At 49.8% G+C, this 25,859-nt stretch carries 18 protein-coding genes; 7 read left to right on the plus strand and 11 right to left on the minus strand.

All coding sequences use genetic code 11. From position 1 onward, the window contains the following. Window positions 1–158: 158 nt before the first annotated feature. From ACN5NT_RS15105 to ACN5NT_RS15135, 7 genes are all read right to left on the minus strand, one after another. The gene (locus ACN5NT_RS15105) at window positions 159–1,151 is read right to left on the minus strand and encodes a phosphotransferase (RefSeq protein ID WP_419175989.1); all 993 of its coding nucleotides are present in this window, start codon (window positions 1,149–1,151) and stop codon (window positions 159–161) included. 158 nt (window positions 1,152–1,309) lie between these two features. Continuing rightward, window positions 1,310–2,809: a carboxypeptidase M32 gene (locus tag ACN5NT_RS15110; RefSeq protein WP_136796556.1), complete on the minus strand. Its 1,500-nt coding sequence runs from the start codon at window positions 2,807–2,809 to the stop codon at window positions 1,310–1,312. A gap of 51 nt (window positions 2,810–2,860) precedes the next feature. After that, the gene (locus tag ACN5NT_RS15115) at window positions 2,861–3,058 is read right to left on the minus strand and encodes a helix-turn-helix domain-containing protein (RefSeq protein WP_136796555.1); all 198 of its coding nucleotides are present in this window, start codon (window positions 3,056–3,058) and stop codon (window positions 2,861–2,863) included. 222 nt (window positions 3,059–3,280) lie between these two features. Further along, on the minus strand, window positions 3,281–3,859 hold the full coding sequence (locus ACN5NT_RS15120; RefSeq protein ID WP_419175990.1) for an HDIG domain-containing metalloprotein: 579 nt from the start codon (window positions 3,857–3,859) through the stop codon (window positions 3,281–3,283). A gap of 194 nt (window positions 3,860–4,053) precedes the next feature. After that, window positions 4,054–5,019: a tryptophan--tRNA ligase gene (gene trpS, locus ACN5NT_RS15125; protein ID WP_136796553.1), complete on the minus strand. Its 966-nt coding sequence runs from the start codon at window positions 5,017–5,019 to the stop codon at window positions 4,054–4,056. 157 nt (window positions 5,020–5,176) lie between these two features. After that, window positions 5,177–7,087 carry a molecular chaperone DnaK gene (dnaK, locus tag ACN5NT_RS15130; protein ID WP_419175991.1) on the minus strand — a complete coding sequence of 637 codons (1,911 nt, stop codon included), beginning with the start codon at window positions 7,085–7,087 and terminating at the stop codon, window positions 5,177–5,179. Window positions 7,088–7,261: 174 nt separating this feature from the next. Further along, window positions 7,262–7,861: a nucleotide exchange factor GrpE gene (locus ACN5NT_RS15135; protein ID WP_136796551.1), complete on the minus strand. Its 600-nt coding sequence runs from the start codon at window positions 7,859–7,861 to the stop codon at window positions 7,262–7,264. Window positions 7,862–8,244: 383 nt separating this feature from the next. Here ACN5NT_RS15135 and ACN5NT_RS15140 point away from each other — a divergent pair, with 383 nt between their 5' ends. After that, on the plus strand, window positions 8,245–8,715 hold the full coding sequence (locus tag ACN5NT_RS15140) for a hypothetical protein (protein WP_136796550.1): 471 nt from the start codon (window positions 8,245–8,247) through the stop codon (window positions 8,713–8,715). Between the two features lie 44 nt (window positions 8,716–8,759). On the opposite strand, the gene ACN5NT_RS15145 is transcribed toward ACN5NT_RS15140, so the two are convergent. Continuing rightward, the gene (locus tag ACN5NT_RS15145; RefSeq protein WP_136796597.1) at window positions 8,760–10,103 is read right to left on the minus strand and encodes a sigma-54-dependent transcriptional regulator; all 1,344 of its coding nucleotides are present in this window, start codon (window positions 10,101–10,103) and stop codon (window positions 8,760–8,762) included. 267 nt (window positions 10,104–10,370) lie between these two features. Between ACN5NT_RS15145 and ACN5NT_RS15150 the strand changes: the two genes are divergently transcribed. Further along, window positions 10,371–10,868, plus strand: coding sequence for an asparaginase (locus ACN5NT_RS15150; RefSeq protein ID WP_136796549.1), 498 nt, complete (start codon window positions 10,371–10,373; stop codon window positions 10,866–10,868). A 103-nt stretch (window positions 10,869–10,971) separates the two neighbouring features. Here ACN5NT_RS15150 and ACN5NT_RS15155 read toward each other — a convergent pair whose 3' ends face one another. Next, window positions 10,972–14,796, minus strand: a complete 3,825-nt coding sequence (locus tag ACN5NT_RS15155; protein ID WP_419175992.1) for a translocation/assembly module TamB domain-containing protein — start codon at window positions 14,794–14,796, stop codon at window positions 10,972–10,974. Continuing rightward, window positions 14,793–16,532, minus strand: a complete 1,740-nt coding sequence (locus ACN5NT_RS15160; protein ID WP_136796547.1) for an autotransporter assembly complex protein TamA — start codon at window positions 16,530–16,532, stop codon at window positions 14,793–14,795. Before ACN5NT_RS15160 ends, ACN5NT_RS15155 begins: the two co-directional genes overlap by 4 nt. 124 nt (window positions 16,533–16,656) lie before the next feature. On the opposite strand from ACN5NT_RS15160, the gene ACN5NT_RS15165 reads away from it, so the two are divergent. From ACN5NT_RS15165 to ACN5NT_RS15185, 5 genes are all read left to right on the plus strand, one after another. Then, entirely contained in the window at window positions 16,657–17,988 is a 1,332-nt protein-coding gene (locus ACN5NT_RS15165; protein ID WP_136796546.1) for a class I SAM-dependent RNA methyltransferase, read from the plus strand. Between the two features lie 285 nt (window positions 17,989–18,273). Further along, window positions 18,274–19,809 (plus strand): lysine--tRNA ligase, encoded by a 1,536-nt coding sequence (lysS, locus tag ACN5NT_RS15170; RefSeq protein WP_136796545.1) that lies wholly within the window; start codon window positions 18,274–18,276, stop codon window positions 19,807–19,809. A gap of 1 nt (window position 19,810) precedes the next feature. Further along, complete coding sequence (locus ACN5NT_RS15175; protein ID WP_136796544.1) at window positions 19,811–21,037, plus strand: lipoprotein-releasing ABC transporter permease subunit; 1,227 nt, start codon at window positions 19,811–19,813, stop codon at window positions 21,035–21,037. Continuing rightward, a complete protein-coding gene (locus ACN5NT_RS15180; RefSeq protein ID WP_136796543.1) occupies window positions 21,034–21,708 on the plus strand; it encodes an ABC transporter ATP-binding protein in 675 nt (224 codons plus the stop codon). Before ACN5NT_RS15175 ends, ACN5NT_RS15180 begins: the two co-directional genes overlap by 4 nt. A 264-nt stretch (window positions 21,709–21,972) precedes the next feature. After that, the gene (locus ACN5NT_RS15185) at window positions 21,973–23,553 is read left to right on the plus strand and encodes a phospholipase D family protein (protein WP_419175993.1); all 1,581 of its coding nucleotides are present in this window, start codon (window positions 21,973–21,975) and stop codon (window positions 23,551–23,553) included. Between the two features lie 230 nt (window positions 23,554–23,783). Here the strand turns inward: ACN5NT_RS15185 and ACN5NT_RS15190 are convergent, their stop codons facing one another. Next, on the minus strand, window positions 23,784–25,826 hold the full coding sequence (locus ACN5NT_RS15190; RefSeq protein ID WP_419175994.1) for an AsmA family protein: 2,043 nt from the start codon (window positions 25,824–25,826) through the stop codon (window positions 23,784–23,786). Window positions 25,827–25,859 lie beyond the last annotated feature (33 nt).

A 25,859-nucleotide genomic window follows, 5' to 3' on the forward strand; every position in this document is an offset into this window, starting at 1 on the left:
GCCACCCTGGGCCAAGATATTTTTTTCCCGCAAAACCTTCGTTACAGGCCATGGGCGGTAGATTACTACAGCTCCACGGCCTGTGCCTCGATCTGCGACAAACTTTCTTGATGGGAAATTCGGGTTAGGTATAATTTTCTGAAGGTACAGTTGCCACTTTAGCTCAGCTGTCGAACCACATCCCGAACAATTCTTTCACTGTAGGTGTTCAATTTCCAGTGGCCGGGACTCCAGCCTTTGAGGAAGCGGTGAAAATCGGCCCAGGCATAAGGATAAAGCTTGCGCCACTCCGCCTCTACTGCCTGAAAGTCGATTTCTGGTTTGCACACGATCAGCGCCCTCTGAAGCGCGGTGAAATAGATATCCAGCAACCAGCCTTCAAGACGCTCGCAATCCTCTTCCCCAAGACAGCTGCCGATAAAGTAGGCGACATCCTTCATGCCGCATCCACCGCCAACGTACTGAAAATCGACGGCAGCTACCTTGCCGCCATCACGGGAAAAGCAAAAATTTGCCAGCTTGGCGTCTCCATGTACAAGGGTTCGATACCGACATTCCCGCAATGATTGATCAATCCTGCCGGCAGCATGTTTCAGTGCAGGATCAGCCAGCGCCTCCAATTCATCTGGTCGGGTTTCCAGATGCCAGTAGGTGCCTTGAGGCCACAAACCCTTAGCCCCGTCAGACTCATTAGGCTCGGCGCCCATCCAGGTCGCATGAAACCAGGCGAGCCAGTGCAGGCAGGCGGTAATCTCCTTTTCTTCGACGTCCCCACGGCGATCAGGAAAACCCGCAGAATCTAAGTCTTCCAAAACTATCACGGTCTCTGAGCCATGTTGTTCTACAGCCAGGCAATGTGGAACACGGCACTCATCAGAACAATGCTGAGCCCAGTTGGTGTACCATTCTGTCTCCACCTGATAGGACCTGAGCTTACGCTGATGGCCAAGGTCAGTATTCCATCCCCTAGGGTGGTCCCTCCCATCCAGAAAACTCACATGTTTCACAACCACAGTGGAAATGGAGCTCCCTGTTAAGCCATAGCGCAGGATCGCACCGTAACCGCTCCACAGCTCCTGAATTCCTTCTATCAGCTCCATGTCAGTGGCGCCAGTTGCCTCTAAAACACAATTGAAAAAATCGCTTTGCATAAATATTAAAAAAGTACTTTGGGAATACCTTGTGTTACCCCAGGAGTCTGACAGACTCCCAGACCGTGCCAGAACCGATTAATTGACGCTTACGTGCACAATAGCGCAGGTTGAAACAAGATTTTAGAGAGTGTTTAATCGGCTCTTGATTTCCACGATTAATAGCTGTTATCCAGATAACGCGCTTTTATATGTTCGAGAAAGTACTTCGGGTTGGTCATCTCACCCGTTGCCTCACGGATAAGATCTTGCGAATCCATGGTACTTCCTTTTTCCCAGATATTCTCACGCAGCCATTCACGGATAAATCCGACGTCCCCTCTTGCAAACCTGTCCTGCCAGTCAGGATAGACCTGGCGCATGGTCTTGCTGAGCTGGGCTGCGTTGAGTGCACCAAGCGTGTAAGAAGGAAAATAGCCGAAAGAACCATCCGTCCAGTGGATATCCTGCAGGCAGCCATCCCGATAGTTCTCCCTGGTCGATAGACCAAGATACTCCTGCATCTTCAAATCCCACAGCTCCGGAATATCTCCAGGTACAATCGTACCGTTGATCAGTTGACTCTCAATCTCAAAGCGGAGGATAACATGGAGCGGATAACTGACTTCATCTGCGTCGACTCTAATATAGCTCGGCTGAACCCGAATCGCCGAGCGCCAGATCTCTTCAGCTGAATATTTGCGACTATCAACCAGCCCATTATGGATCTCATCGGTAAAAAAGGTAAGAAATGGTTTACTCAAAAAGATCTGCTTTTCAAAAAAGAGGCTCTGGCTCTCATGCAAACACATGTTTCGCGCCTCGCCCACCGGTAGATTGTCCCATTTTTCCGGCAGACCAGCCTCATAACTGGCATGACCTGTCTCATGGGCAGTTCCCATAAGCGCATCGATAAAATCGTCATCCTTGAACCGGGTTGTGATTCGCTGATCCCCTCTTCCACCTGTGGAAAAAGGGTGCAAACTCACGTCAAGCCGGCCTGCTTCAAAATCAAAGCCCAAATATTCCATAAGCTTGTGACTTATAATCTTCTGCTGCTCAACAGGGTATGAACCCACCGGAGAGATTGCTTGCTGCTGTTTCTGCAGCACCTGCTGCATAAGCTCGGGAAGCTCCTTTTTTAAACCTGTAAAAACATCGGCTATAAATTCACTGCTGTCCCCGGTGCAATGCAAATCCAGCATGGCGTCGTAGGGTGTGGTAAATCGTTTGGGATCTGCAGCCTGCCTGAGCTGTGCCTCCTCGCGGGCCAGTTTGACCACTTCTTCGAAGTTGGTCAGAAAACCTTGCCAATCATTGTCCTTCCTCTGGGTTCGCCAACCATGTTCGCATTTTGAGCCGGCATAGGACTGTGCCTTCACCAGACTGGCCGGCAGACAACTAGCCTGCTGATAGGCCCGATTCATTTCGAGAACCGACCGCTTTTGCTGCTCATCCGTCGCCTGGTAATCAGCCATTTCAATCAGCTCACCGATTTCAGAACTGATGAGCATTTCGTGGCGCATTGAGGCGAGTTCAGCAATTGCCTGGGCCCTGGAGTTATTTCCTCCAGGTGGCATCATCACAAGCTGGTCCCATTGCAGGAACGTTATCGCATGATCAAGCTGGGCAATTTTCTGGAATTGAATCAAAAGTTTAGGATAGGCATTTGAAGGCATAGAGACTCCAGTATTTTTTGAGTGTTGTCTTTGATATCACTCACGATGTTTTTATATATGCTTGCCGCTCTGCCTGAACTCACGCAACGAGCACGGATCTATTATGATCCTGCCACCCTCGCGCACCGCTCTGAGTTCACCAAACTCAAGCAATTGATAGATTATCTTGCGGCCAACTCCAAGATATCGTGCGGCATCCGCCACAGATACTTCTGCGGGAAGTATATCACTCTGAAATGAATTCTTCATCTATTCGACTCCATACGCCATGCGGAAAAGATCAGATGTATAGCGAAGCGGTCAAGCGGGTACCAGGAGCCTGTCGGATTCTGCCATACTCCTCCTTAAAGAAAAGTATAGGCACGAACGGGAGGAGGCAAAGAGGAGGGGAATAAAAGAAAAAGCGGGATGCGTGCCGATAAAGGCGAAACAATCCCGCTTTATAAGATCATCAGCTGGCAGCCTGAAAAATTACAAGCCGAGCTGGTCGGAAATCTGCTGCATGGCGGTAAGGCTCAATTCGCAAAAATCCGCCAGAGGAATACCACACTGCTCGCATTCGGCGATTATTTCCCGGTTGGCACCCCGGGCAAAAGCCTTCTCTTTATACCGCTTCCGGATCGATTTAACTTTTACCGAAGCCAACGACTTATCGGGTCGCACCAGCGCTGAGGCAATAACCAGGCCGGTAATGGTCTCGCCGGCAGCAAGGGCATGCTGAAAATGCGTTGAACGGACTTCGCCAGGATGTGCTTCGAGATTATGCAGCTTAATAGCCTCAACAATCTCAGCACTCACACCTTTTTCCTGCAAAATAGCTACAGTTCTGGTGGTGTGTGTGGCAAGTTCAGGCTCAAGTTCCACATCGAGGTCGTGTAATAAACCGGCCAGCCCCCATTTCTCCACGTCTTCACCAAGGCGCTCGGCCATAGCCCGCAGAACAACTTCGGCTGCAAGGGAGTGGTTGATGAGGTTCTGACTTTTTACGTGCTCCTGCACCAGGGCAAGGGCCTCGTCGCGCTCTATCCCGTATCCATTTATTTCAGACATCGTTTTCTCCCACAAGTCTCACCTCACCTGCAACTACACCGAGGTCAATGAGTTTTCATCCCAACACTAGGGTCTTCATTTGAGGTCGAGGCATGTGAAAAAATTTACCGCAGACATATATCGATATTCCGGGGATAAACTTTTACACATAACGAAGATATCAGGCGAATAGACCGTATCAGGTCGGAAACGAATTAGTATTTCAGACCAACCTTCTCCCGCACCAGGTCCAGAGTTACGGTAGCTTTTTCCCTGGCCCTGTCGGCTCCACGGGCAAGAATTTTTCTCAATTCTGCAGGATCAGCCAGATACTCTGCCTTTTTGGCGCGAGCCTCACCAAACTTGTCATTCAACAGATCGAGCAGTTCAAGTTTCAGGTAACCGTAGGCAGCACCGCCATTGACATAGAGATCACGAATCTCAACCATACGCTCAGGAGTCGCAAACAGTTTCATCAATGCGTAAAGATTACAGCTGTCGGGATCTTTGGGGTCTTCAACCGGGGTGGCATCAGTCTCAATGGCCATGACTCGTTTTTTGAGCTGCTTGCCCTCCATAAAGATCGGAATGGTATTGCCATAGGACTTGGACATTTTCTGGCCGTCAAGTCCCGGAACAATTGCTGTGGTCGAGCTGATAGTAGGCTCAGGGATGACAAATGTTTCGCCGTATTCGTTATTGAACTTCTGGGCGAGATCACGGGCAACCTCAAGATGCTGTTTCTGATCCTTGCCCACCGGTACCTGATTCGCCTGGTAGAGCAGAATGTCGGCAGCCATAAGCACAGGATATGAGAACAAACCATGGCTTGGCACAATACCTTTAGCAACTTTGTCCTTATAGGAATGACATCGTTCGATCAACCCCATCGGCGCCAGAGTTGAAAGTATCCAGGTCAGCTCACAAACTTCAGGTACATCTGACTGTACCCAGAAAATGCACTTTTCCGGATCAAGACCGAGGGCCAGAAAATCAGCAGCTGCCTCAAGGGTACCGGTGGCAAGTTTTTTCCCTTCACGGACGGAAGTGAGTGCATGGAGATCAACAATAAATACATACAGCTCGGAGCTGTCCATTCTGGAGATCATTTCCTGCATCATGCCAAAGTAATTGCCAATGTGCAGCTGACCCGAAGGTTGAATACCTGATAAGACTTTCATGATAACACGTTGCTTTTATAATTTATTAGAAATAGGAATGATTTGGACAAAGGCAGTAACATACCCTAAAAAAATAAAAAAAGGGAGTAGGGAAAATTCATCCCCACTCCCTCAATCTATCTATGCCGCCACTCGGTCCGGTGACAGCACAAAGCCATTACTTCACTTCTTCGAAGTCGGCATCGACGATGTCATCATCATCCTTTTTCTTAGCGCCGCCTGCTGCACCTGCGCCGCCGGCACCACCCTCAGGGTTGTCCTTGGAAGCCTGCGCATACATCAGCTCAGCAAGTTTATGGGAAGCGGCAGTAAGTGCCTCAACAGCTGCCTTGATGGTGTCAACATTGTCACTTTCCATGACGCTCTTGACGTTCTCAATCTCTTTTTCCACGTTGGCCTTGGTTTCAGCATCCACCTTGTCACCAAGATCGGTGAGGCTCTTCTCAGTGGCGTGAACCATGGCATCTGCCTGGTTACGGGTCTCGATCAGTTCTTTGCGCTTCTTATCTTCCTCGGCGTGCAGCTCAGCATCCTTGGTCATCTTCTCAATTTCTTCCTCGGTAAGTCCGGAAGAAGCGGTAATGCGGATGGACTGCTCTTTATTGGTGCCGAGATCCTTAGCGCCAACATGCAGAATACCGTTGGCATCAAGATCGAAAGTTACTTCAATCTGCGGTACACCGCGAGGTGCCGGCGGAATATCTGAAAGCTCAAAGCGCCCGATGGTTTTATTGTCCTGAGCCATCTCACGCTCACCCTGGAGTACGTGGATGGATACCGCAGGCTGATTATCTGCCGCAGTGGAGAATACCTGGCTCTTCTTGGTTGGAACAGTAGTGTTTTTCTCGATCAGCTTGGTGGTAATGCCGCCGAGGGTCTCAATACCGAGAGAGAGAGGAGTAACGTCAAGCAGCAGAACGTCTTTCACATCGCCCTGGAGTACACCACCCTGAATTGCTGCACCGATGGCAACGACCTCATCCGGGTTAACACCTTTGTTCGGCTCTTTACCGAAGATCTCTTTAACTTTTGCCTGAACCATCGGCATACGGGTCATACCACCAACGAGGATAACCTCATCGATTTCAGATGCGGAGAGACCGGCATCTTTGATCGCTGTGACACACGGTTGAACAGTACGCTCAACCAGATCACCAACCAGGTTCTCGAATTTGGCACGGCTCAACTTGAGGTTGAGATGTTTTGGGCCTGAAGCGTCTGCGGTAATAAACGGCAGATTGATGTCGGTCTCTTTGGTAGTAGAGAGCTCCATCTTGGCTTTCTCAGCCTCTTCTTTCAGGCGCTGCAGAGCCATTTTGTCGCCACGCAGGTCAATACCCTGCTCGCGCTTGAACTCATCTGCGAGCCAGTTTACGATACGCATATCGAAGTCTTCGCCACCGAGGAAAGTGTCACCGTTGGTGGACTTAACCTCAAATACACCGTCACCGATCTCAAGGATGGAAACGTCGAAGGTTCCGCCGCCAAGGTCGAATACCGCGATCTTCTCCTCACCTTTTTTATCAAGTCCGTATGCAAGGGAAGCTGCAGTAGGCTCGTTAATGATGCGCTGAACGTTAAGACCTGCAATTTTACCAGCGTCCTTGGTTGCCTGTCGCTGAGAATCGTTGAAGTACGCAGGCACTGTTACCACTGCCTCGGTAACCTCTTCCCCGAGATACTCCTCTGCGGTCTGCTTCATCTTGGCCAGAACCATCGCAGAAATCTCTGCCGGGCGGTATACCTTGCCCTCTACCTCAACAGATACGCTGCCGTTCGTTCCTTCAACAATCTTGAAAGGGCTGATTTCTATGGAGCGCTTAACCTCGGCATCAGCAAATTTACGTCCGATAAGGCGCTTGATCGCATGAAGGGTACGCTCGGGGTTGGTTACCGCCTGACGTTTTGCTACCTGGCCAACCAGGCGTTCCTTGTTGTCCGTGAAAGCAACAACTGATGGAGTTGTTCTGTTGCCCTCGACATTTGCGATAACCTTCGGGTCGCCACCTTCCATGATAGCTACACAGGAGTTAGTGGTTCCCAAGTCAATTCCGATAATCTTACCCATGTTTTCTTTTCTCCTTATATCAATCTATGTCGGACTGTTTACTCCGTTACAGAGAAGACAATCCTGTTAAGTCGAAATCTGCTTTCATCATTGACTGTTAAAGTGGTCATGTTCCGGATATTGTCAAGAGATGTCTACAGATTTAATAAGCTGACAGCGACCTGTTATATCGCCTTAATCATTAACCTTGCCGGACGATACTATAACTTTCGCAGCCCTGAGCAGCCTGTCTTTATAGTAATAGCCCTTCTCAAATTCATTGACTACATGATTAGCCGGAACGGAATCGCTGGCCTCCATGGTCAGAGCCTCCTGATGATTGGGGTCAAACGGTTTCCCAATCGAATCAACGGCCTTTACCTCAAACTTCTCAAGGGCAGTGACCAGACTCTTCAGTGTAAGCTGAACTCCCTCCAGAAATGCTTTGAAATTTGCCTCTGCGTCGTCCATATCGTTGCAGTGGCCAATAGCACGTTCCAGGTTATCCACTGCCGGCAGAATTTCTCTGAAGATCTGCTCACCAGAGTATTTTAAGGCTGCAGCTCGCTCACGTTCCATGCGCTTTTTGAAATTTTCTGACTCAGCGGCCGTCCGCAGCATCTTGTCACGAAGTTCTGCAATCTCTTCCCTGGCAGCAACAAGCTCTTTCTCTAAATCCGGTGCCTCTTCTTCAGTGCTACCTGCTGCAGCTTCTTCAGACGACACAATATCTTCCTGCTCGAGCTTTTCGTTCTCTTCCTGAAGATCATTGTCTTTCGTAACTTTGCTCACCATTTCCTCCAATTTCTTGCCAAGAAATAAACTTATATACCGAGAAAGTGCTACATTGTGCCACCCCCTCGAATCACTTCAAAAACCTGTGCGAACAATAAGTAAGCCTCGGCCAATGTCAAGACAGATATATTCAGATTATGTCAATTATTTTCCGGAGAAAGAACAGATCCGGCGAGGGCACGGCATCACCTCAAAAGAGTAGCGAAGAAACACAGAGATGAGTAGTACAAGAAAATGGCTGAATAGAGTTAAATTACTCGTTCAATCCATGCCAACATCATAAAAAGGCGAAAAATTTCCCGTCGACACCAGGAATAAGCCATTGTATTGTTAGGCGCAGTATTCGCCCGTTCAGTTACTTTAGCCGATCAGCCGGAGTTCATATGAACAATTGTAAAGCAATGTTGCCGGTTTTATTTCTCTACCCGTTGCTTGGCGGGTGTGGCCTGGTGTTGCCACCCATGAATCCCGTTACCTATGCAGATCGAGAGGTCGAGGCGATCGTCGACCCGCAGAAACAGATAATTCTAAACGAATCAATGGTCTTTTATGACTCAATTTTCAAATCCGAGGGCATCAGGTTTCCTGGCGGTACGTATACACTGGAAGCGGAAAATACGCATTATTACTACTTTGCAGCACCAGAAAAATTGGAATATAGAACCTTTAGCACCGATGGTACCACAAGCAGCATCCATCACTATGCAGGCGGCCTGTTCTATACCAAATCGATCTTAAACTGGGTTCCCGGAGGCGCTTACTACACAGTCAGTGACCGACAGAAGGTTCACATCTGGAAGCTCGGTGGAGAATTTATCAGTGAAAAGGGCTACACCTGGGACACAACCTACTGATCTCAGTCATTCATCCAACATCCCTTAGCCCAGCGTTTGTTACCTCACCCCTCACTTTCATACTTGTTCAACTTATTCTGCAGAGTCTTCCGGGTAATCCCCAGTCTGCGCGCCGCTTCACTTTTGTTTCCTTCTGTCTTTTCGAGCGTTTCAAGAATAAGTTTTTTCTCTGCCTCAAAGAGTGACGCAGGCTGCTTGGCTACAGTGGTTTCCTTTTGCTGCTGGTGAAATCTCTGGACAGACAAAGGCAGACTCTTTTCAGTCAGCTCTTCGCCCCGCATCAGGATTACCCCGCGTTCTATTGCATTTTCCAGCTCCCGGACATTGCCGGGCCAGGGATAGCCGCAGAGCAGATCCATACATGCCGGAATAACGCGGGAGACTGTTCTTCTGTTTTTGGCAGCAAATTTCTCTACAAAATGATTCACTAAAAGCGGGATATCCCCGTCGCGTTCACGAAGTGCCGGTGAAGTCAGCATCACCACGTTGAGCCGATAGTAGAGATCTTCCCTGAAATTTCCTTTTCTGACCTCTTCTTCCAGATCGCGGTTAGTGGCAGCAATAATTCGCACATCAACCTTGACCGTCACCTCACCGCCCACCCGCTGCAGCTCCTGCTCCTGCAACACACGCAGCAGCTTTACCTGCATGGCCTGGGAAGTTTCCCCGATCTCATCCAGAAAAAGGGTTCCACCATCCGCCTGGACAAACTTACCGTCCCGCTGCCGGTCAGCACCGGTAAATGCGCCCTTTTCATGGCCAAACAGCTCCGATTCCAAGAGACTTTCGGCGAGCGCGGCACAGTTCACTTTAATAAACGGTCCATCACGACGTTCACTATTGATATGCAGCGCCTCGGCCACCAGTTCCTTACCTGTCCCTGATTCTCCGTAAATGAGCACCGTAGCTTCCGTTGGCGCCACATAAGAGATCATCTCGAGAAGTTCAAGCATCTTCGGTGACTCACCTATAATAGCTGTTTCAACCTCCCGCCTCTCCTTGGGTGCCTGCTGCCTTTTTTCTGTAACCTGGCGATGATCCACAGCCCGTTCCAGCGCCAGCCTGAGCCGGTCGAAATCAAGGGGCTTTGTCAGGTAATCGTGGGCCCCCTCCTGAATCATCAAGACCGCATCATCTACAGAAGAATAGGCGGTCATCAAGACAACCGGCAAGGCTGGCTGAATCTCGCGAATACGCCGAAAAGCCTCGCGCCCATCCATTTTCAACATCCGGATATCCATCAGCACCGCGTCATAACTGTTCTGCTCAACTGCCGCCACGGCAGTGGTCCCGTCATCCGCCTCAACACACCTCCACCCCCACTCTTTCAGCATGGAGCTCAACATGTAACGGTGAACCTGTTCGTCATCCACAACCAGAACTGTCATCTGTCTATTTGCCACTTGATGTCCCTTGAGTTCATTTATAAAAGAGCAGTTGACCGGGAAAGGGGTGCTGCTGTTTTAGTGTATAATATAAAAAGTTATATTTCAGGCTTGAAATATGTGCTCATCCCATGTGAAATGCAAGAAAAAATCTTGTACAAACAGTGGCGAGCCAATCCGTTGTATAATGAAATACCTAAGCGGTCATTTCGAGGCGGCACCACTCAATACTCCGCTTAATAATCACCACTAAACCCATAGGAACATCAAATGAAGGATATTACAATTCTCACCACCGGCGGTACAATCGATAAGATCTACTTTGATGCCAAGAGTGAATATGAGGTCGGACCGCCCAATGTTGAGCGTTTGCTGGGGGAGTTGAATCTGAATCTCAGTTATAAAATTGTTTCCCTGTTTCGCAAAGACAGTCTTGATGTCACTGACGAGGATCGCCAAACCATACGCAAAGCGGTACAGGAAACAAAATCACAGAAAATTGTCATAACTCATGGCACAGACACCATGGCCGAAACAGCCAGGGCACTCATTGGTATTGAGAATAAGACCATAGTACTGACTGGAGCCCTGGAACCAGCCCTCTTCAAGACCAGCGATGCCATTTTCAATGTCGGCTGTGCGCTGGGCGCTGTACAATCTCTTGAACCCGGAATTTATATTGCCATGAACGGGGCAATATTCAATGCAGACAATGTGCGTAAAAATCTCGAACGTAACATGTTCGAGGAGATCAACCCCACCGGGTGAAATGCGCCCCCGCTGACTTGTCCCCATCTGCTACCATCCTTTCCGGTAACATTCTCCGCTCCGGGACCAACTTCAATCTGCCTGAACGTCTGAGGAGTTCCGGCTAACGCTCAAAGGAATAGAGGATATCGGCGCCAGTCGCCTCGGTTGAAGACCTGGTCTCCACCGAAAAACCTTTACCAAGGTCATAACGCAACAGCCATTCACCAAGCTGGTCAAAGAAGTTATGGTCATAGCCGATATACAGTTCGTCAGTCAGCTTTTTGCCAACCACCAGTGACATTTCTTCACTGGTGGTCCCCTCGATATACATATCATCTATTGGCAGCAGACTGGTCAACCTGTCCACCAGGCCGACACTTGTCTCAAGCCCTAAAGCCAGAGCAGCAGAACTGAGCAGGTTTTCATCCTGCTGGCCGGTGTTTGACATGGATCGTCCTACCACCATATAGGCAAGAATATCAGTGTCATCCATCGGAGGGTCTGAATAGAGCACAAACTCCAGATTATCAACCGTGCCGCTGACATCCACTCCCACTTTAACTGCTTCACTGGTTGCATCACCCTCCGATACGACTTTTTCCGCCCGTGCATCGATTCCGGGGTTGTCGATCGGACCACCACTGAAGAGCAGCTTGCTTCGAACCAGATCCAGGGAACGACCATAAATGGAGAAGACTCCTTCTTCAAGAGACAACTCTCCTTTGCCAGTCATAACCGAGCCCGGCACCATGTCAATCTGCAGATTCCCCCCGAGGTCGCCGCTCAGGCCGTATCCACTCAGCTTTACTTCATCCCCAAGGGTAAGCAGCATGGATATACCGAATTGCCAGCTGGCAGCTTTTTGTTCCTCCTCGCCATTGATAAATACCACGTCACCGGACTCGCTGACCGCAGCCTTGAGATTTTTCGGCATGACCTGAGCACTCGGAATATGAAGCTTGCCACTGAGGTGCCCTCCCTCCTCGTTGAACTGCAAACGCAGATCAGGCGAGGCCTGAATAGCGTACTCCGGCAGCATAACCGCATCGAAACTGTCCCCGGTGAATGCAAAATCACCAAACACACCGCCGTCACCTACCCCGAGGTCCCCCTGGGCCTTAAGCCAACCGGCGCCAGAGACCGCCTCGGCTAACAAACTGACCCCGTTCTGGGCACCGCTCAGGGTGAACTTCAGGTCTTTGAGTGAAATTCCAAGGCTAGGTACGTCAACAACACCATCCGTCAGATCGAGCTTGCCGGTGATGGCCGGTTGAGCCACTGTTCCGCTTAAATCCATCGTTCCGGACAAAGAGCCTGAAGGACGAACACGGTAATCGGTCAAGGGAGCAACAAAATCAAGGGAACGAATATCAGCTTCGACGACGCCGCGAAGAGGAAGCTCATCCAACCCTTTGCCCAAAGAGCCCAAATTGGAAATTTCCGAATCCAGTCTAAATTTTGACTGGTCGGCAAAAAAAGCATCAATCTGAGCTGTCAGATTATCGCCAGCGAGATTCACTCGCAAAACAGCATTATCAAGATCTGTACGCTCCCAATCGTCTTCAGTCTGTTCATCTCGGTGCCCTATACCCGCTTTTGCAATCGCCATAAGGCCACTCCCCAGCTCAAACCGGCCATGGTTCCCTCGAAAGCTGAAATCGGCCGAGCTTTTGCCCCACACGGGATCAGTCACCGGCAAAAAGGGTTGGAGTCGAGACAATTCCATATCCTGCCAGCCAAAATCCACGGAGAATGACTGATTTTCCTTTTCCCACATGCCCGACAGACAGATTCGTTCCTTCCCGGCGAACACGCATAGAGAGTCGAGAAGGGCCTGATCCATCGACAGTGCAAGGGGTGCTTCCCCCCTCTGTCCCCAGGTACCTATATTCTGTCCTGTAACCCGGAAACGCTGCAAGTCACCAGCCCACTCATATTCTTCTGACAAACCGCCACTGAGAATAAAATCCGCCAGCCCCTCATTGACCTGCAACAACCCTGTTAATTCGTGTTGTTTAACCAGGCCCTCAAGGTTGAGTTTGATTTTTTCAACTACCAGACTATCCGGAGAACCTGTCTGCAGGCCATAAGCCTCAACTGTGGCTGAAACAACACTTTCCGGATCTACTCCGCCCCGTATCTCTGCATTGACACTGGCTACCCCCAGTTCCTGATAACGGATTTCACTGCCTAGCAGTTTTGCCGAGAAATCGGGCTGCTGCCGATTACCTACCACGCTTCCGGACAGGTTCACCCTGCCCCCCAGATCAACCAGGAATTCACTGAGATCCGGAGATTCAAGATTCACCGAAAGATCCAGTTCTTCGCCGGCAGTCCCTGTCAGACTCAGTTCAGATGTACCACTTTTGAGAATCACATTGTCGATATCGAGTCGATCGGGCGTTAACAGAAGTTCACCATGTCCCTCTACCGGGTAGTCGCGTACCACTCCCTCAAGCTGTTCAACCTGAACCACGCCTCTGAGGCTTTCCTGTTCCCGCATACCGTTACTGGTGAAACTGCCGCTCAAGCTGCCGGGATAGTCTGCAAAAAAAAGGGAAGGATTCAGCTCTTTAACGGAGAGATCGGTCTGCCACTCAAAAGATTCTCCGGGCTTGTCGAGGCCATTCGCCATACGAGCCATCGCCTCGAGCTGCAATTCAGCATCGTCACTGGTAAAATTGACCCCCTCAAGCGTAATAGTCGATTGTGCAACCTTAATCTGTCCTTCACCTTCCAGATCAAATCCACGCAGTTCCCCCTTGATGTCACTGAAGTCACCAACCAGTTGCAGACCATCTTCTCCCGTATAGCTGCCGGAGCTGATCAGCCCAAGGCCAATCCTGCCGGGAAACTGCTGGTGGAGCTGTGACGGGTCAAAATCAGAGAGTGTCAGCTTTCCTCGCCAGAGCAATTCCTCATCCCAGGAAAGCAGCCCTTCGACAAGCTCGGCCTCTCCCTTCCTGTTCGAAGCGTGTATGTATGGAAACTCAATCTGATCATAGTTGCCGGAAAGCTCAATTTCGAAATCGACATCATCGAAAAAAAGATAATCCAGATTCCCTTTGAGCTTTCCTGAATAATTTTTCAGATCACCGTGGGCCGGTCCTTTCACCCCGATCATCATTTCCGGCAAAATCCGGTGGCCATTCTCCAGCTGAAATCTTTCGATATCCAGGTCCGCTCGCCACAAGAAATTGTTCGGCAGGCCTGTTATTTCACCATCCACTGTTGCCCTGGTGGGCTCATTCAGCTCCACATGGGCTGCCAACTGCTCAATTGGCCCGGCGAGGTGCAATGTACCAGCCAGGGGGCCAACCCCATATCCCGAAAAGGTGGCATCGCCGCCCAGCTCAACCTGCCAGCCATCGGCGGTATTGAGCATACCTGTCAAATTGGCGCTATAGCCCTTTGCCTGCAGATCCAGAAGGCTCAGCCGGACAGTGTCCTCTTTGCCTGAAAGCGACAGGTAAAGATGCTCAACATAGGCAATTTCGGGGAAGGAAACGGAAGAGATTCTGGCATGTTCTATTTTGATGCTGTCGAGCAAGACCTCAATCGGCAACTTCAAGTGAGGGAGAATAACAGGTTCCCGGCTCTGTTCTTCCTTTTCGGCAACATGCTCTTGTTCCAGCAGGAAAACATCCACACTCTGGACTCGAAAAGAGAGAACATGCAGCTTGTTCTTGAATATCTCTAACGGTCGCCAGTCGGCCTTCACCGAGCCAATGGCAATTTCCGCGGCCGGGGTATGGATTTTCAGATTATCGACCTCCCAGGAGGAGGCCAGAGTTCCATAAACGGCATGATACGAAACGTTGCCATCGGTCAGCCCCGCGGCTGTTCTGGCAAGTAATCTCAAACCGGGCTGACTCCAACCAAGGATAAAGACCAGAGCTGCTATCAGCAGCAGGAGTGCTCCTGTAAAACGGAGGACAGACTTCATAAATCCGCCCCTACTGTCAGATGCAACCTCAGAGGTGCACCATCCTCCAGGATGGCACTCGCCAGATCTACACGAACCTGCCCGAATGGCAGCCGGTATCGAAGGCCAACTCCCACACCCTGCTCAAACCTCAAGCTGAGGTCATCGGTGGCGGTTCCCACATCCCAGAATGCCGCCACTCCCCAGGTGGGGGTAACTTCCTTTTCAACCTCAATGCTGCCAATCACCAGATACCTGCCGCCAACCACTGTCCCGGATGAATCTTTGGTACCGATCTCTTTATAGCCATAGCCTCGAATGGAGTTGTCACCACCGGCATAAAAGCGGAGTGAGGGCGGCAGGTCATCAATAGAATCGACCAGAGTTGCCCCCAGGCTTCCCCGAGTGATCAAACGCCAGCCAGGTACAAAGGGATATATGAATTTTCCGCCGATAACGCTTTTCACAAAAGAGGCATCCGATCCCAGGGCTTTACTGGCACCACTCACGCTCAAGGAAAGTTCCAGACCATAGCGGGTATCAAAAAGGTCATCGGCCCAGACCAGCGTACCGGTATAGGTGGGCACGAACAGCAGGCTATCACCTGAGGTCGCCCCAACGGTGTAACGCTCGTCACGAACTTCGAACAAGCCACTGTGCCTGACAATTTCCCCACGATGTTCCAGCTGTACCCCGAGAGTGAAAAGACGGGTGTCGGTATCATCCCATATCTGGTCATGGTATGAGGCGTTATAGAGCATCTTGTCGGTTATAGGGTTACGCCAGGGTACTTCGTAGTTCAGACCTATGTTATTATCCAGTTCACTTAACTGAGCACCGAAACGAAATTTGTGACCTTTATGGTTGAGCAACCTGTTCCGCCACTCAAAACGACCTCGAACCCCGGTATCAGTCGCATACCCGAGACCAATGGAATACCTGTTCAAGTGCTCAGGCTCAGTGAGCCGAACCTCTACCGGCACGACATTATCCACAGCCTGATCGACTTTGCCGTCGACCACCACACGACTGAAATAATCAGATCTGTACAGAGATCTTTGCAGGTTTATGAGTTTGATCGGTTTGTATGGCTCGCCGTCTGTATACGGCAGGTACTTTGCCAACAGCGACTGATCGACATTCTCGTCATAAAAAATTGTTTCACCGAAAACGTATTGCGGCCCTGTATCAAGGGTAAGACTTATATCAGCTCGCCGTTCTTTGCGGTTTATACGAATCTCCCGAACAATGAACTCCGCCTTCATATATCCCTGGCGGATGGCAGCGCGAACGAGCTGTTTCTTCGCTTTTTCATATTTGGCCTGATCCAGAACATCGCCAACCCCGAGCGGAAACTGTTGCAGACCGCCCATGAGCTTTTGACTGCCAGGCCCGGTAATTGATAAATCAACATCATTTACCAGCACCGGTTCACCCGGTTTTACATCATATGAGGCAATGAATTGTCCGTCTACTTCCTTGAGTTCTGCTGATATCTCAGGATCGTAAAAGCCAAACGGAGCAATCGCCGAGCGAATATCACCTTCTGCTTTTCGGTGGAGACGACGAATCTCATAAACTGTCAATCTGGGACTGTCGCGGTGTTGATAGAGTTCAAGCCTGGTCAGGACATTGTCTTTCAGCTCAGCGTCCAGTCCTGTTACCGAAACTTTTACGGTCGCAGCCAGAGCATGGAGCGGTATCAGCACCAGCCCGACGACCATCAACAGTGAAAAAATTAGAATTCGACGATACAAAGTTGGTATATTAGGTAGAGCTTTTTTTGTTGTATTGGGTATAGAGATAGCTTCGTACGGCTAGGCCGCCAGGCGTCCTTCTGCCATTGCCCCATATTGTACACGACTTGCGCCCGATTGAAACATGAATACGCACTCTATAACTATTTCAAAAATAATTCACGGTGGCCTCGGCCTGGGTCAACTTGCTGACGGCAAGTGGGCCATGACACGCTTCACTCTCCCGGAAGAACAGGTAAATATCGCTATCGACCGGATTAAAAAGAACTATGTCCATGGCAAATTACTGAACATCATCAAGGCCAATAGAGGACGTATAGCTCCGCCCTGCCCATATTACGGCAGTTGCGGTGGCTGCGACCTGCAACATGCCGCGTATGATCTCCAGCTTCAGATTAAGACTGATGTTATTCAGGATCTTGTCGATAAAGAGTTTCATGGGACAGAGGTGCAGGTAGGCTGTTCAGTCGCCAAAGCCCTCGCTTCACCAGACCAGTTTCACTATCGCCAGCGAATACGACTCTGGGTTGACGAATATGGAGATTGCGGTTTTCACCGGCATCGAAGTCACGAAGTTGTGGCAATTGAAAGCTGCATGCTGGCAAAACCGGAACTGAACCAGGCCCTCAGGCAACTGCGGGAGCACAGCAGCTTTAACCACCTTACCGACCTGACAAGCGAAGTAGAATTACTCTGGAATCCGGAATCCTCGAAAATTGCGACTATTTTTCATTATAGACGCAAGCCACGCCCGGCAGATTTTCAGGCGGCTGCAGCTATAGTCAAGGAACTTGAGCTGATCGAGAGTATCTTTTTTAAAGGGGAAGCATTCCCTCTCACAGATGGCCTGAGCAAAAGAGCTGAAGCGGCCAGTCTGGCAGTAACCTATCCCGATTTTAATCATGATTCTGCGACTTTGAGACTCGGCTGGGAGATAGGTGGGTTTTGCCAGGTCAACCTGGAGCAGAATAGAAATCTGATTGAATGCGTTTTGAACCAGTTGGCTGTTGAGGCAGACGAAACAGTTCTCGATCTCTTCTGCGGCTCTGGAAATTTCTCCATCCCCATCGCAACAAGAGCCCGGCATGTGTTGGGAATTGAAGGTCAAGGGGCAGCTATCCGCTCTGCCAGACACTACTCTGGCCTGGCAGGCTTGAACAACACAGAGTTTACCAAAAGCCCCATTCACCAGGCCTGCAAAAAGCTGGTCGCGGATGGCGCCTCTTTTGATTGTCTGGTCATAGACCCTCCACGCCAGGGGATACCAGGCCTCAACCGGGAATTGACTCAGCTTTGCCGAAGCCGTATTGTTTATATTTCATGTGACCCTGCAACCCTGTGCAGGGATATGGGCGAACTTGTCAGGTCAGGCTTCACCGTCAAATGTATTCAACCTGTCGATATGTTTCCCCAGACCCATCATATCGAGACTGTGGTTTTGCTTGAAAAGAATTGACAGAATGGGACTTTCCCGTTAATTCCTAGTAGCGCATTTGTGTTTAAACCAGCGGCAGCCAGTCTGCCGCTTTTTTTATAGAACAACTGGCATTAGAAATACCCGAAAATACTCCGGAGAACGTTCGTGCGGACTAGATAACACCCAGGAAACAGACCTCACTGTGTGTTTAGAGCGGCCTACCACAACAAACAGGTTCGCCCGATTCCTCATTCGCCGCGCTACAAGCGTGGTCTCGATGCTCCAGCAACGAATCACCATTTTTTCAACACACACGTAATTATCATGAGCAAAGACAACCAAATTTTGCAGCAACGTCGCGAAAAAGCTGAAGCTCTCGAAGAGCTTGGCGTAAAGCTTTACACCAACAGCTTCAAACCTGCCAACATCGTATCCGACCTGCTCCCAAAAGGAGAAAACCTCGAAGCTCAGCAGCATGACGAAAGCGGTGAAACTTTTTCCCTCGCCGGTCGTATCATGTCCATGCGCAAGTTTGGTAAAGCGGCTTTTATCCACCTCGCCGATCGCAGTGGCCAGTTACAAATCTACTTGAAAAAGGACATTCTCGGAGAAGATGAGTTTGCCAGATTCAAAAAGTGGGATATCGGTGATATCGTAGGAGTTACGGGTACCCTGTTCAAGACCAAAGTCGGCGAACTCTCCCTGCAGGCCGGCTGTGTCAACATGGTTTCCAAATCCATGCGCCCTCTGCCCGAAAAATGGCATGGTCTGACCGACGTGGAAACCCGGTATCGCCAGCGCTATGTTGACCTTATCGTTACCCCTGAATCCCGAGATACATTCAGGAAACGTGTAGAAATCATCAGGCTGGTACGTGAATTCCTGAACGCCAAACAGTTCATGGAAGTGGAAACTCCGATGATGCAGGCAGTTCCCGGTGGTGCTACCGCAAAACCTTTCCAAACACATCATAACGCTCTGGGAATGGATCTTTTTCTGCGCGTCGCCCCTGAACTCTACCTGAAACGACTGCTGGTGGGTGGTTTCGAGCGCGTCTTTGAGATCAACAGAAATTTTCGTAACGAGGGTCTTTCCACCAGGCATAACCCTGAGTTCACTATGCTTGAATTCTACCAGGCATACGCCACCTATGACGAACTGATGGATCTCACCGAAGAGATGATCTCTTCTATCTGCGAAAAAGTTAACGGCTCCATGCAGATCGAATACCAGGGAGTACCGGTGAACCTCGCTCCGCCCTGGAAACGTATGACCATGGACGAAGCTCTGATCGAAGTTGCCGGCATTGACGCAGAACTCCTCAAAGACGAGGAAGCGGTACTCGCCCTGGCTAAGGAGAAAGGTATCAAGCTCGAAAAACAGGCAGGAGCCGGCAAAGCTAAAACCGAGCTGTTTGAAGAGCTGGTTGAAGAAAAATTGATTGACCCTACCTTCATCACCTCATATCCCACCGAGGTATCACCTCTGGCCCGGAGGAATGAAGATGACGCTACTGTTACCGACCGCTTTGAGCTGTTCGTTACCGGTCGTGAAATAGCCAACGCCTTCAGTGAGCTGAACGACCCGGTCGACCAGCGTGAACGCTTCCAGAAGCAGATCGACGAGCGTGGTGATGACGACGAGATCCACCCGGAAATGGACAACGATTATATCCGCGCCCTGGAATATGGCATGCCATCCGCAGCTGGCGAGGGCATCGGCATTGATCGTCTGGTAATGCTGCTTACCGATTCTCCTTCTATCCGCGACGTTATCCTCTTCCCACACCTCAAGCCCGAGGTGAAACTTGAAGAGGGAGCCGAAACTGAAGCCTCTTCAGACGACAACGCGGAAAACTAATATGTACGAATGGTTTATCAGCCAGAGATATCTACGCGCTAAACACAAACACGGGTTTATCTCCCTTATATCTCTTATCTCTGTAATCGGTATCACGGTTGGTGTCATTGCACTCATCGTGGTACTGGCTGTATATGCAGGTTTTACCAATGGATTAAGAGATCAGATCCTCGGCGTTAACTCCCATATCATTGTCCAGCAGTATGGTGGTGCCATCAGGGACTACCAGAACACCCGTGAACAGGTGCTGACGGTAAAAGACGTGACCGGGGCAACACCATACCTCTACGCCCAGACGCTTGTCAGCAGTTCCTACGGCGGTAGCGGTGTCGTCTTGCGTGGTATTGATCCTGTCACCGCCGAAAATGTGGTTGGCCTCTCGGGACAGATGATTGCCGGTTCCATCCACGACCTTGACGAAGTTGTAGAAGACAGGGTACCGACAATAATTCTCGGTAAAGCCCTTGCTGCCGATCTGCGCGTGGGATTGGGTGACAAAGTACGCTTGATTTCCCCTTCCGGTCCGCTGACTCCCATGGGGGTCATTCCCAAGGTGAAAACCACCCGGGTGAGCGGGATTTTTGAGACCGGCATGTTTGAGTATGACTCATCTCTCGCCTATATGTCCCTTGCCAATGTCCAGAATTTTCTGGGCGAGGGAGACATTGCCCACGGCATCGAGGTTACCGTTCGTCACAAAATGTTGAATAAGGCGGACCAGGTAGGGCGGGATATTGTCAGCAAGCTCGGCACAGGTTTCATCGCCAAGGATTGGATGAGCATGAACAGAAATCTTTTTGCAGCTTTTAAACTGGAAAAGATAGGTATGTTCATCTGCCTCACCCTGATCATACTGGTGGCTGCACTCAATATCATCAGCGCCCTGATAATGGTGGTCATGGAAAAAAGCCAGGATATCGCTATCCTGAAATCCATGGGAGCCACATCAGGTTCCATCATGAAGATCTTCTTCCTGCAGGGTGCAGTTATCGCTCTCACAGGCACAACTCTTGGAGTGCTCGGCGGGCTCGGTCTCTGCGAGTTGCTTTCGCGCTACCAGTTCATTGAACTGCCTTCAAATGTCTACCCAATGACAACTTTACCGATCAAAGTCTTGCCGCTTGATATCACCATAGTAGCTGTCAGCTCCATAGTGATCACCCTGCTGGCAACGCTTTACCCTTCGTGGAAGGCTTCTAAAGTGCAACCGGCGGAGGTGCTGTCATGAGCGCGCTTTTTGAAGCCAGAAACCTCTCCAAAACATATCACTCCGGCAGTGAGGAGATTCATGTTCTCGACCAGGTGAACATCTCTATCTCCGCCGGTGAAATGGCCGCGATAGTCGGTGCTTCAGGGTCCGGCAAGACAACTCTTTTGCAGATACTCGGTACTCTTGCCAGCCCCAGCTCAGGTGAGCTCTATTTCAAGAACGACAAGCTCAACGGCAAAAATGACACCAAGATGGCCGCATTTCGTAATAACTCACTTGGTTTCATCTTTCAGTTTCATCATCTTTTGCCCGAGTTCAGTGCTCTTGAGAATGTGATGATGCCTGGCCTGATCAATGGCCAGAAACGTAAAGATCTGATTGGGCCCGCGACCAGCCTGTTGAAACGGGTAGAACTGGACCACAGACTCGATCACCGGGTTGCCGAACTTTCCGGCGGTGAACAGCAGCGTACCGCTCTTGCCAGGGCGCTGATTATGAATCCGGCCATATTGCTTGCCGATGAACCAACAGGTAATCTCGACAGCCGTGCCGGCGATATAGTCTTCCGCCTGCTTGAAGAGCTTTGTCGGGAGCGCTCTCTGGCGGTAATTATGGTCACTCACAACATGGATCTTGCGGCCCGGATGGACATAACCTACACCTTGAAAGACGGAAAGATCGAAGAGTAATACCGAAACACCAAAGCCCTGACTCAATATTGATCCCCTGTAAATGTGCTGAGCACCTGTCTACAGGGGATTTTTTTATGTTCCCAGCTCATCCGATAATACGGCCACTATCCGGACACCAGCCCGAACAATACCCGTTGCCAGCTCCACCATTTTCTTTTACAATCCGATTCAATTGTACGATATTATTACTTTACGACAATTGTACTCAACCACTAAAGGCTCCACTAAATAACACGCTAATGGAGCACTAACCCAAGGGTAATGCACCTTGTTCATGCTATTCAACTTCACACACTCTCCATGACTGCCAGCAGGTACAAACTGGTCATCCTGCTTTTATTAATCCTTTTCCTCTATGGTTGCGCCTCATTACCACCGCGCCCAAATCTCGAATATGAAAGTGCACTTCCTGCTGCAAACACTGGCATCCTCCCCGATTTAGCTCAGGGTTTCAGGGCAAGTCATGGCAATGAAGCCTCCGGTTTTCACCTGCTGATTGATGCAGAAGAATCCCTGACTGCCCGTCTGGCCCTCATCGACTCGGCAAAAAACTCATTAGATTTACAGTATTTCATCTGGAAAGATGATGCTGTGGGCATCCTCCTTCTCGACCGGATTATGAAAGCCGCAGACAGGGGTGTCAAAGTCAGGGTCATTGTCGATGATGTCTGGCTGGCTTCCAGCACCAGAACTCTCACCAGATTGAATTCCCACCCCAATCTCAAGATACGGATATTTAATCCGAACCCTGCCCGTGATACGTTCATCAGCAGAGAACTCCATTTTATCGCCAGTTATCATTCGCTTAACCGGAGAATGCATAATAAACTGATGATCGTTGACAACCAGGCGATAATTGCGGGCGGACGTAACATAGGCAATGAGTATTTCGGCCTTTCCAACAAGTTCAATTTCCTGGATATAGATGTCATGGCCATTGGCGATGTCGTTAAAGAGGCATCATTCGCTTTTGACGACTACTGGAACACCGACACCGTTTTTCCTGTCAGCGGCTGGCATCAGAAGATGGGGAAGGTCGACTTTGCCAACATGAAAGAAGATGTGGAAAAATCGCTATGGAAACACAAGAAGTTGTTACAGTCATATCCACTTCAGCCGCAGAACTGGGATAACTGGTTCTCAGATATCGGAGAACGTCTCCATGTGGGTGAGGCATATTTCTTACAAGACGACCCTGTGAAAATAGATGGTCGGGACTACCGCCTTATCGATATGATAAGCTATTTTTCCGACCCGACTGAAAAAGAACTTATTATATCCTCTCCGTATTTCATACCGGTGGGTGACTCCCTGGCAGTTATGGAAAGGCTGGAAAGCGATGGCATACAAATTAAAGTTTTTACCAACTCACTCGCGTCAACAAACCATACGCTGGTAAATAGCCATTACAAAAAATACAGGCGAAACATCCTCCTGACGGGTGCGGAACTTTTTGAGTTCAACCATCAGCCATCTAATGAAGTCATCGAGCTGGCCAGTGCGCAGTCGGTTACTCCACGCTTTATTTCGCTTCATGCCAAGGTTATGATTTCTGACCGGCGTAAATGCTTTATCGGCTCCCTCAACTTCGACCCCAGGGCTTTGGTCATCAATTCGGAAAATGGCCTGTTGATAGATTCTCCATCACTCACCGGAGAACTGACCGACTTCCTTAACGAAATAATGGAAGAAAAAAATAGCTGGTACGTAGTTGTCAACGACAACAACTCCATTGAATGGCGATCTGAACAAAGCACACGTACCACTCAACCATCCCGAAGCTTCTTCCAGACACTAAGTGATTTCTTTGGTCGCTTTCTGCCGGTGGAAGACCAGCTATAAAGATGAAACCACAATCCCCGTCGTCCAAGCATATACGAGACGAACCCCAAACCATCCGCCGGTCCGAATTTATCAAACGGCGGAGTTTCACTTTGCTCGCCTAGTTGATCAACCCGGCGTTTTCAGGAATAAACAATGCCTGTCGATTGATGAAAAACCAGCGTTCCCCTGGCAGAATTCGAATCAGGGTGCTCATGCAACGCACCCTGATTCGTCACTATTCTGGCATCTTAGAATTTGAACTGGGGAATCAGGTTCTTGATCCCCTGCTCTATTGCGTCTGTCTCTTCACCCGAATTTTCTTTTTTGGGTTTCAGTTCCTGCTGCAGTGCTTCCTGCAATGCGTTGACATCAGGCAGGCCACCTTGCAACAATCCAGCAAGATCCGGGGCGAAAGTGGGTTGATTAAATGTTCCGCCAATTAAAATAGGCACCATAACACCGCTCCGCTCTGAAGTGTCTCCCTGACCTTTGAGGCTGGCAACGAATTTCGGATGCACTTTCATGTTGAGCTTTTCACTCACCAGGTGAGCAGACCCTGCCGCGGCAACCCTGATAAGTGGGGAGGTGAGAGTAGTGCCTGGAGTATCGACCAGACCATCTGTAATGGTGAAGGGAGCCTGCAATTCAGCAAAATCGGTCTTCGGCTTTTCTGTAGGTTTCTCAGCAAGGCCAAAACTCGCCTGAACGTTTCGTACCATTCCGGCAAGATCTACACCGACGATGGCACCATCGGTGAAAGTCAGGAGACCTTTGCCATCCAGACTCTTCTTGATTGCCTCCGGTGTGTCTCCCCTGAAGGAAAGAGTAAGCTGCGATGCAAGCGCCCCCTCCAGTATATCTTTACCTGCGAAATCATGTAAGAGAGGCCCGACCTGCACACCAGTGGTATTGACAGCTACCTTCGTTAGCGGTGCATCCTTTCTTACATCAACCTCGGTTGAACCCGACAACGCACCGTTATACAGGTCTACGCTCATAGGTTCAACGGTGAATAACCCCCTCTTCCCTTTCAACTGGACAACAACATTCTCAACTGTACCACCTTTGATCTTCACTGTTCCTGCAGAGAATTTGGTGTCCAGCGTAATAGCGCGAAGACCAGAATAATCAGTTTTCTTTTGGGCAGTGGCTGGCGCTGCAGAACCTCCACCATTTGCGGAAGCGGTCTCCGTTTCGGCAGGTGGCGGTAAATACCTGTCCAGATCTATCGTATCAAGAGCCGCAGAAGCTGAAAGGTTCAGTGGGGAGAACGAGGCAACATTCGCCTCAAAAGTGAGTTTCGAGTCATCAAGAGTGAAACTCCCGCCCTGGATAGCTGCACTGCTTGCTGTACCAGTTGCCTTTAAAGCAAGCTCCAGCGTATTGAGCACCTTGGGATCTGTGGTCTGCACCGGAAAATTTTCAACCCCGAGCGCCTTGGCCAGATCCCGCAATGAAAAAGATTCGGTGTTCAGACCGAAGCTATATCGCATATCGCCAACGACATCCTCAAGTTGGCCAATAAGAGTAGCCTGCAATTGATCAGCGATGTTTACAGAAAGATCCACCGGGATGATCCCTTTACCAAGTGCACCGCCGGCTGAAGCAAGCGGCCCGATCTGACCCTGCAACCCTATTGGCTTGCCTTCAAAAGTTGCACTGAAATCGACTCCAAGCGGTCTGGTCAGACTCACATCTTTTAACAACAGGGAAATATCAGAAACAGTAGTGCTGGTTCCCTGCTGCGCATCCGCATAAACGATTTTACCGTCCTTGAGGGCAAACTCACCAACTTCTATAGACTTTACTGCAAAACCGGAAGACTCTTCCGCAGGACTCTCCTTTGGGTCTTTTACAGCTGCAGAAGGTTTTGAAGCTGCAGTCTCAGGTGAGCCGAATCCTTGCCAGTTTACTTTGCCATCTTTACGTTTTTCAAGATAGACCTGCGGTCCATCAAGCACAATTTTATCTACGTAGATTTCCCTGGAAAGAAGTGGCATCACCTTTACGTGGGCTTGAAAGGCATTTACCTGCAAAAAAGTAGCTTCAGCAAAACCTTCAGGGTTCGCTATCTGAAAATCCGCCAGCGAAACGCCTACCCATGGAAAAAGTGAGAGCTTGATATCACCGCCAAGGCTCACCTTTCTGCCAGTTGCATCAGCTAATTTTTCTTCGATGACCGGTTTGTATTTCTGCACATCAACCAGGCTTGGTACGATTAATATCGCCGCCACCAGCACCAGGGCCAAGCCACCCGATATAAATGCAAAGTACTTGACTATTTTTCCCATATCTTGCTCCACTCCACTCCGTTATTGACAGAT

Origin of the sequence: Desulfosediminicola sp. (genome assembly GCF_048381775.1) — a bacterium.
Taxonomy (GTDB): domain Bacteria; phylum Desulfobacterota; class Desulfobulbia; order Desulfobulbales; family Desulfocapsaceae; genus Desulfopila; species Desulfopila ganghwensis.

Coding starts and splice junctions, on each gene's coding strand:
- ACN5NT_RS15180 (WP_136796543.1), top strand. CDS start 21,034: ATGAGCGCGCTTTTTGAAGCCAGAAACCTCTCCAAAACATATCACTCC.
- ACN5NT_RS15155 (WP_419175992.1), bottom strand. CDS start 14,796: ATGAAGTCTGTCCTCCGTTTTACAGGAGCACTCCTGCTGCTGATAGCA.
- ACN5NT_RS15185 (WP_419175993.1), top strand. CDS start 21,973: ATGCACCTTGTTCATGCTATTCAACTTCACACACTCTCCATGACTGCC.
- ACN5NT_RS15190 (WP_419175994.1), bottom strand. CDS start 25,826: ATGGGAAAAATAGTCAAGTACTTTGCATTTATATCGGGTGGCTTGGCC.
- trpS (WP_136796553.1), bottom strand. CDS start 5,019: ATGAAAGTCTTATCAGGTATTCAACCTTCGGGTCAGCTGCACATTGGC.
- ACN5NT_RS15115 (WP_136796555.1), bottom strand. CDS start 3,058: ATGAAGAATTCATTTCAGAGTGATATACTTCCCGCAGAAGTATCTGTG.
- ACN5NT_RS15105 (WP_419175989.1), bottom strand. CDS start 1,151: ATGCAAAGCGATTTTTTCAATTGTGTTTTAGAGGCAACTGGCGCCACT.
- ACN5NT_RS15110 (WP_136796556.1), bottom strand. CDS start 2,809: ATGCCTTCAAATGCCTATCCTAAACTTTTGATTCAATTCCAGAAAATT.
- dnaK (WP_419175991.1), bottom strand. CDS start 7,087: ATGGGTAAGATTATCGGAATTGACTTGGGAACCACTAACTCCTGTGTA.
- ACN5NT_RS15135 (WP_136796551.1), bottom strand. CDS start 7,861: ATGGTGAGCAAAGTTACGAAAGACAATGATCTTCAGGAAGAGAACGAA.
- ACN5NT_RS15150 (WP_136796549.1), top strand. CDS start 10,371: ATGAAGGATATTACAATTCTCACCACCGGCGGTACAATCGATAAGATC.
- ACN5NT_RS15175 (WP_136796544.1), top strand. CDS start 19,811: ATGTACGAATGGTTTATCAGCCAGAGATATCTACGCGCTAAACACAAA.
- ACN5NT_RS15140 (WP_136796550.1), top strand. CDS start 8,245: ATGAACAATTGTAAAGCAATGTTGCCGGTTTTATTTCTCTACCCGTTG.
- ACN5NT_RS15165 (WP_136796546.1), top strand. CDS start 16,657: ATGAATACGCACTCTATAACTATTTCAAAAATAATTCACGGTGGCCTC.
- lysS (WP_136796545.1), top strand. CDS start 18,274: ATGAGCAAAGACAACCAAATTTTGCAGCAACGTCGCGAAAAAGCTGAA.
- ACN5NT_RS15120 (WP_419175990.1), bottom strand. CDS start 3,859: ATGTCTGAAATAAATGGATACGGGATAGAGCGCGACGAGGCCCTTGCC.
- ACN5NT_RS15145 (WP_136796597.1), bottom strand. CDS start 10,103: ATGACAGTTCTGGTTGTGGATGACGAACAGGTTCACCGTTACATGTTG.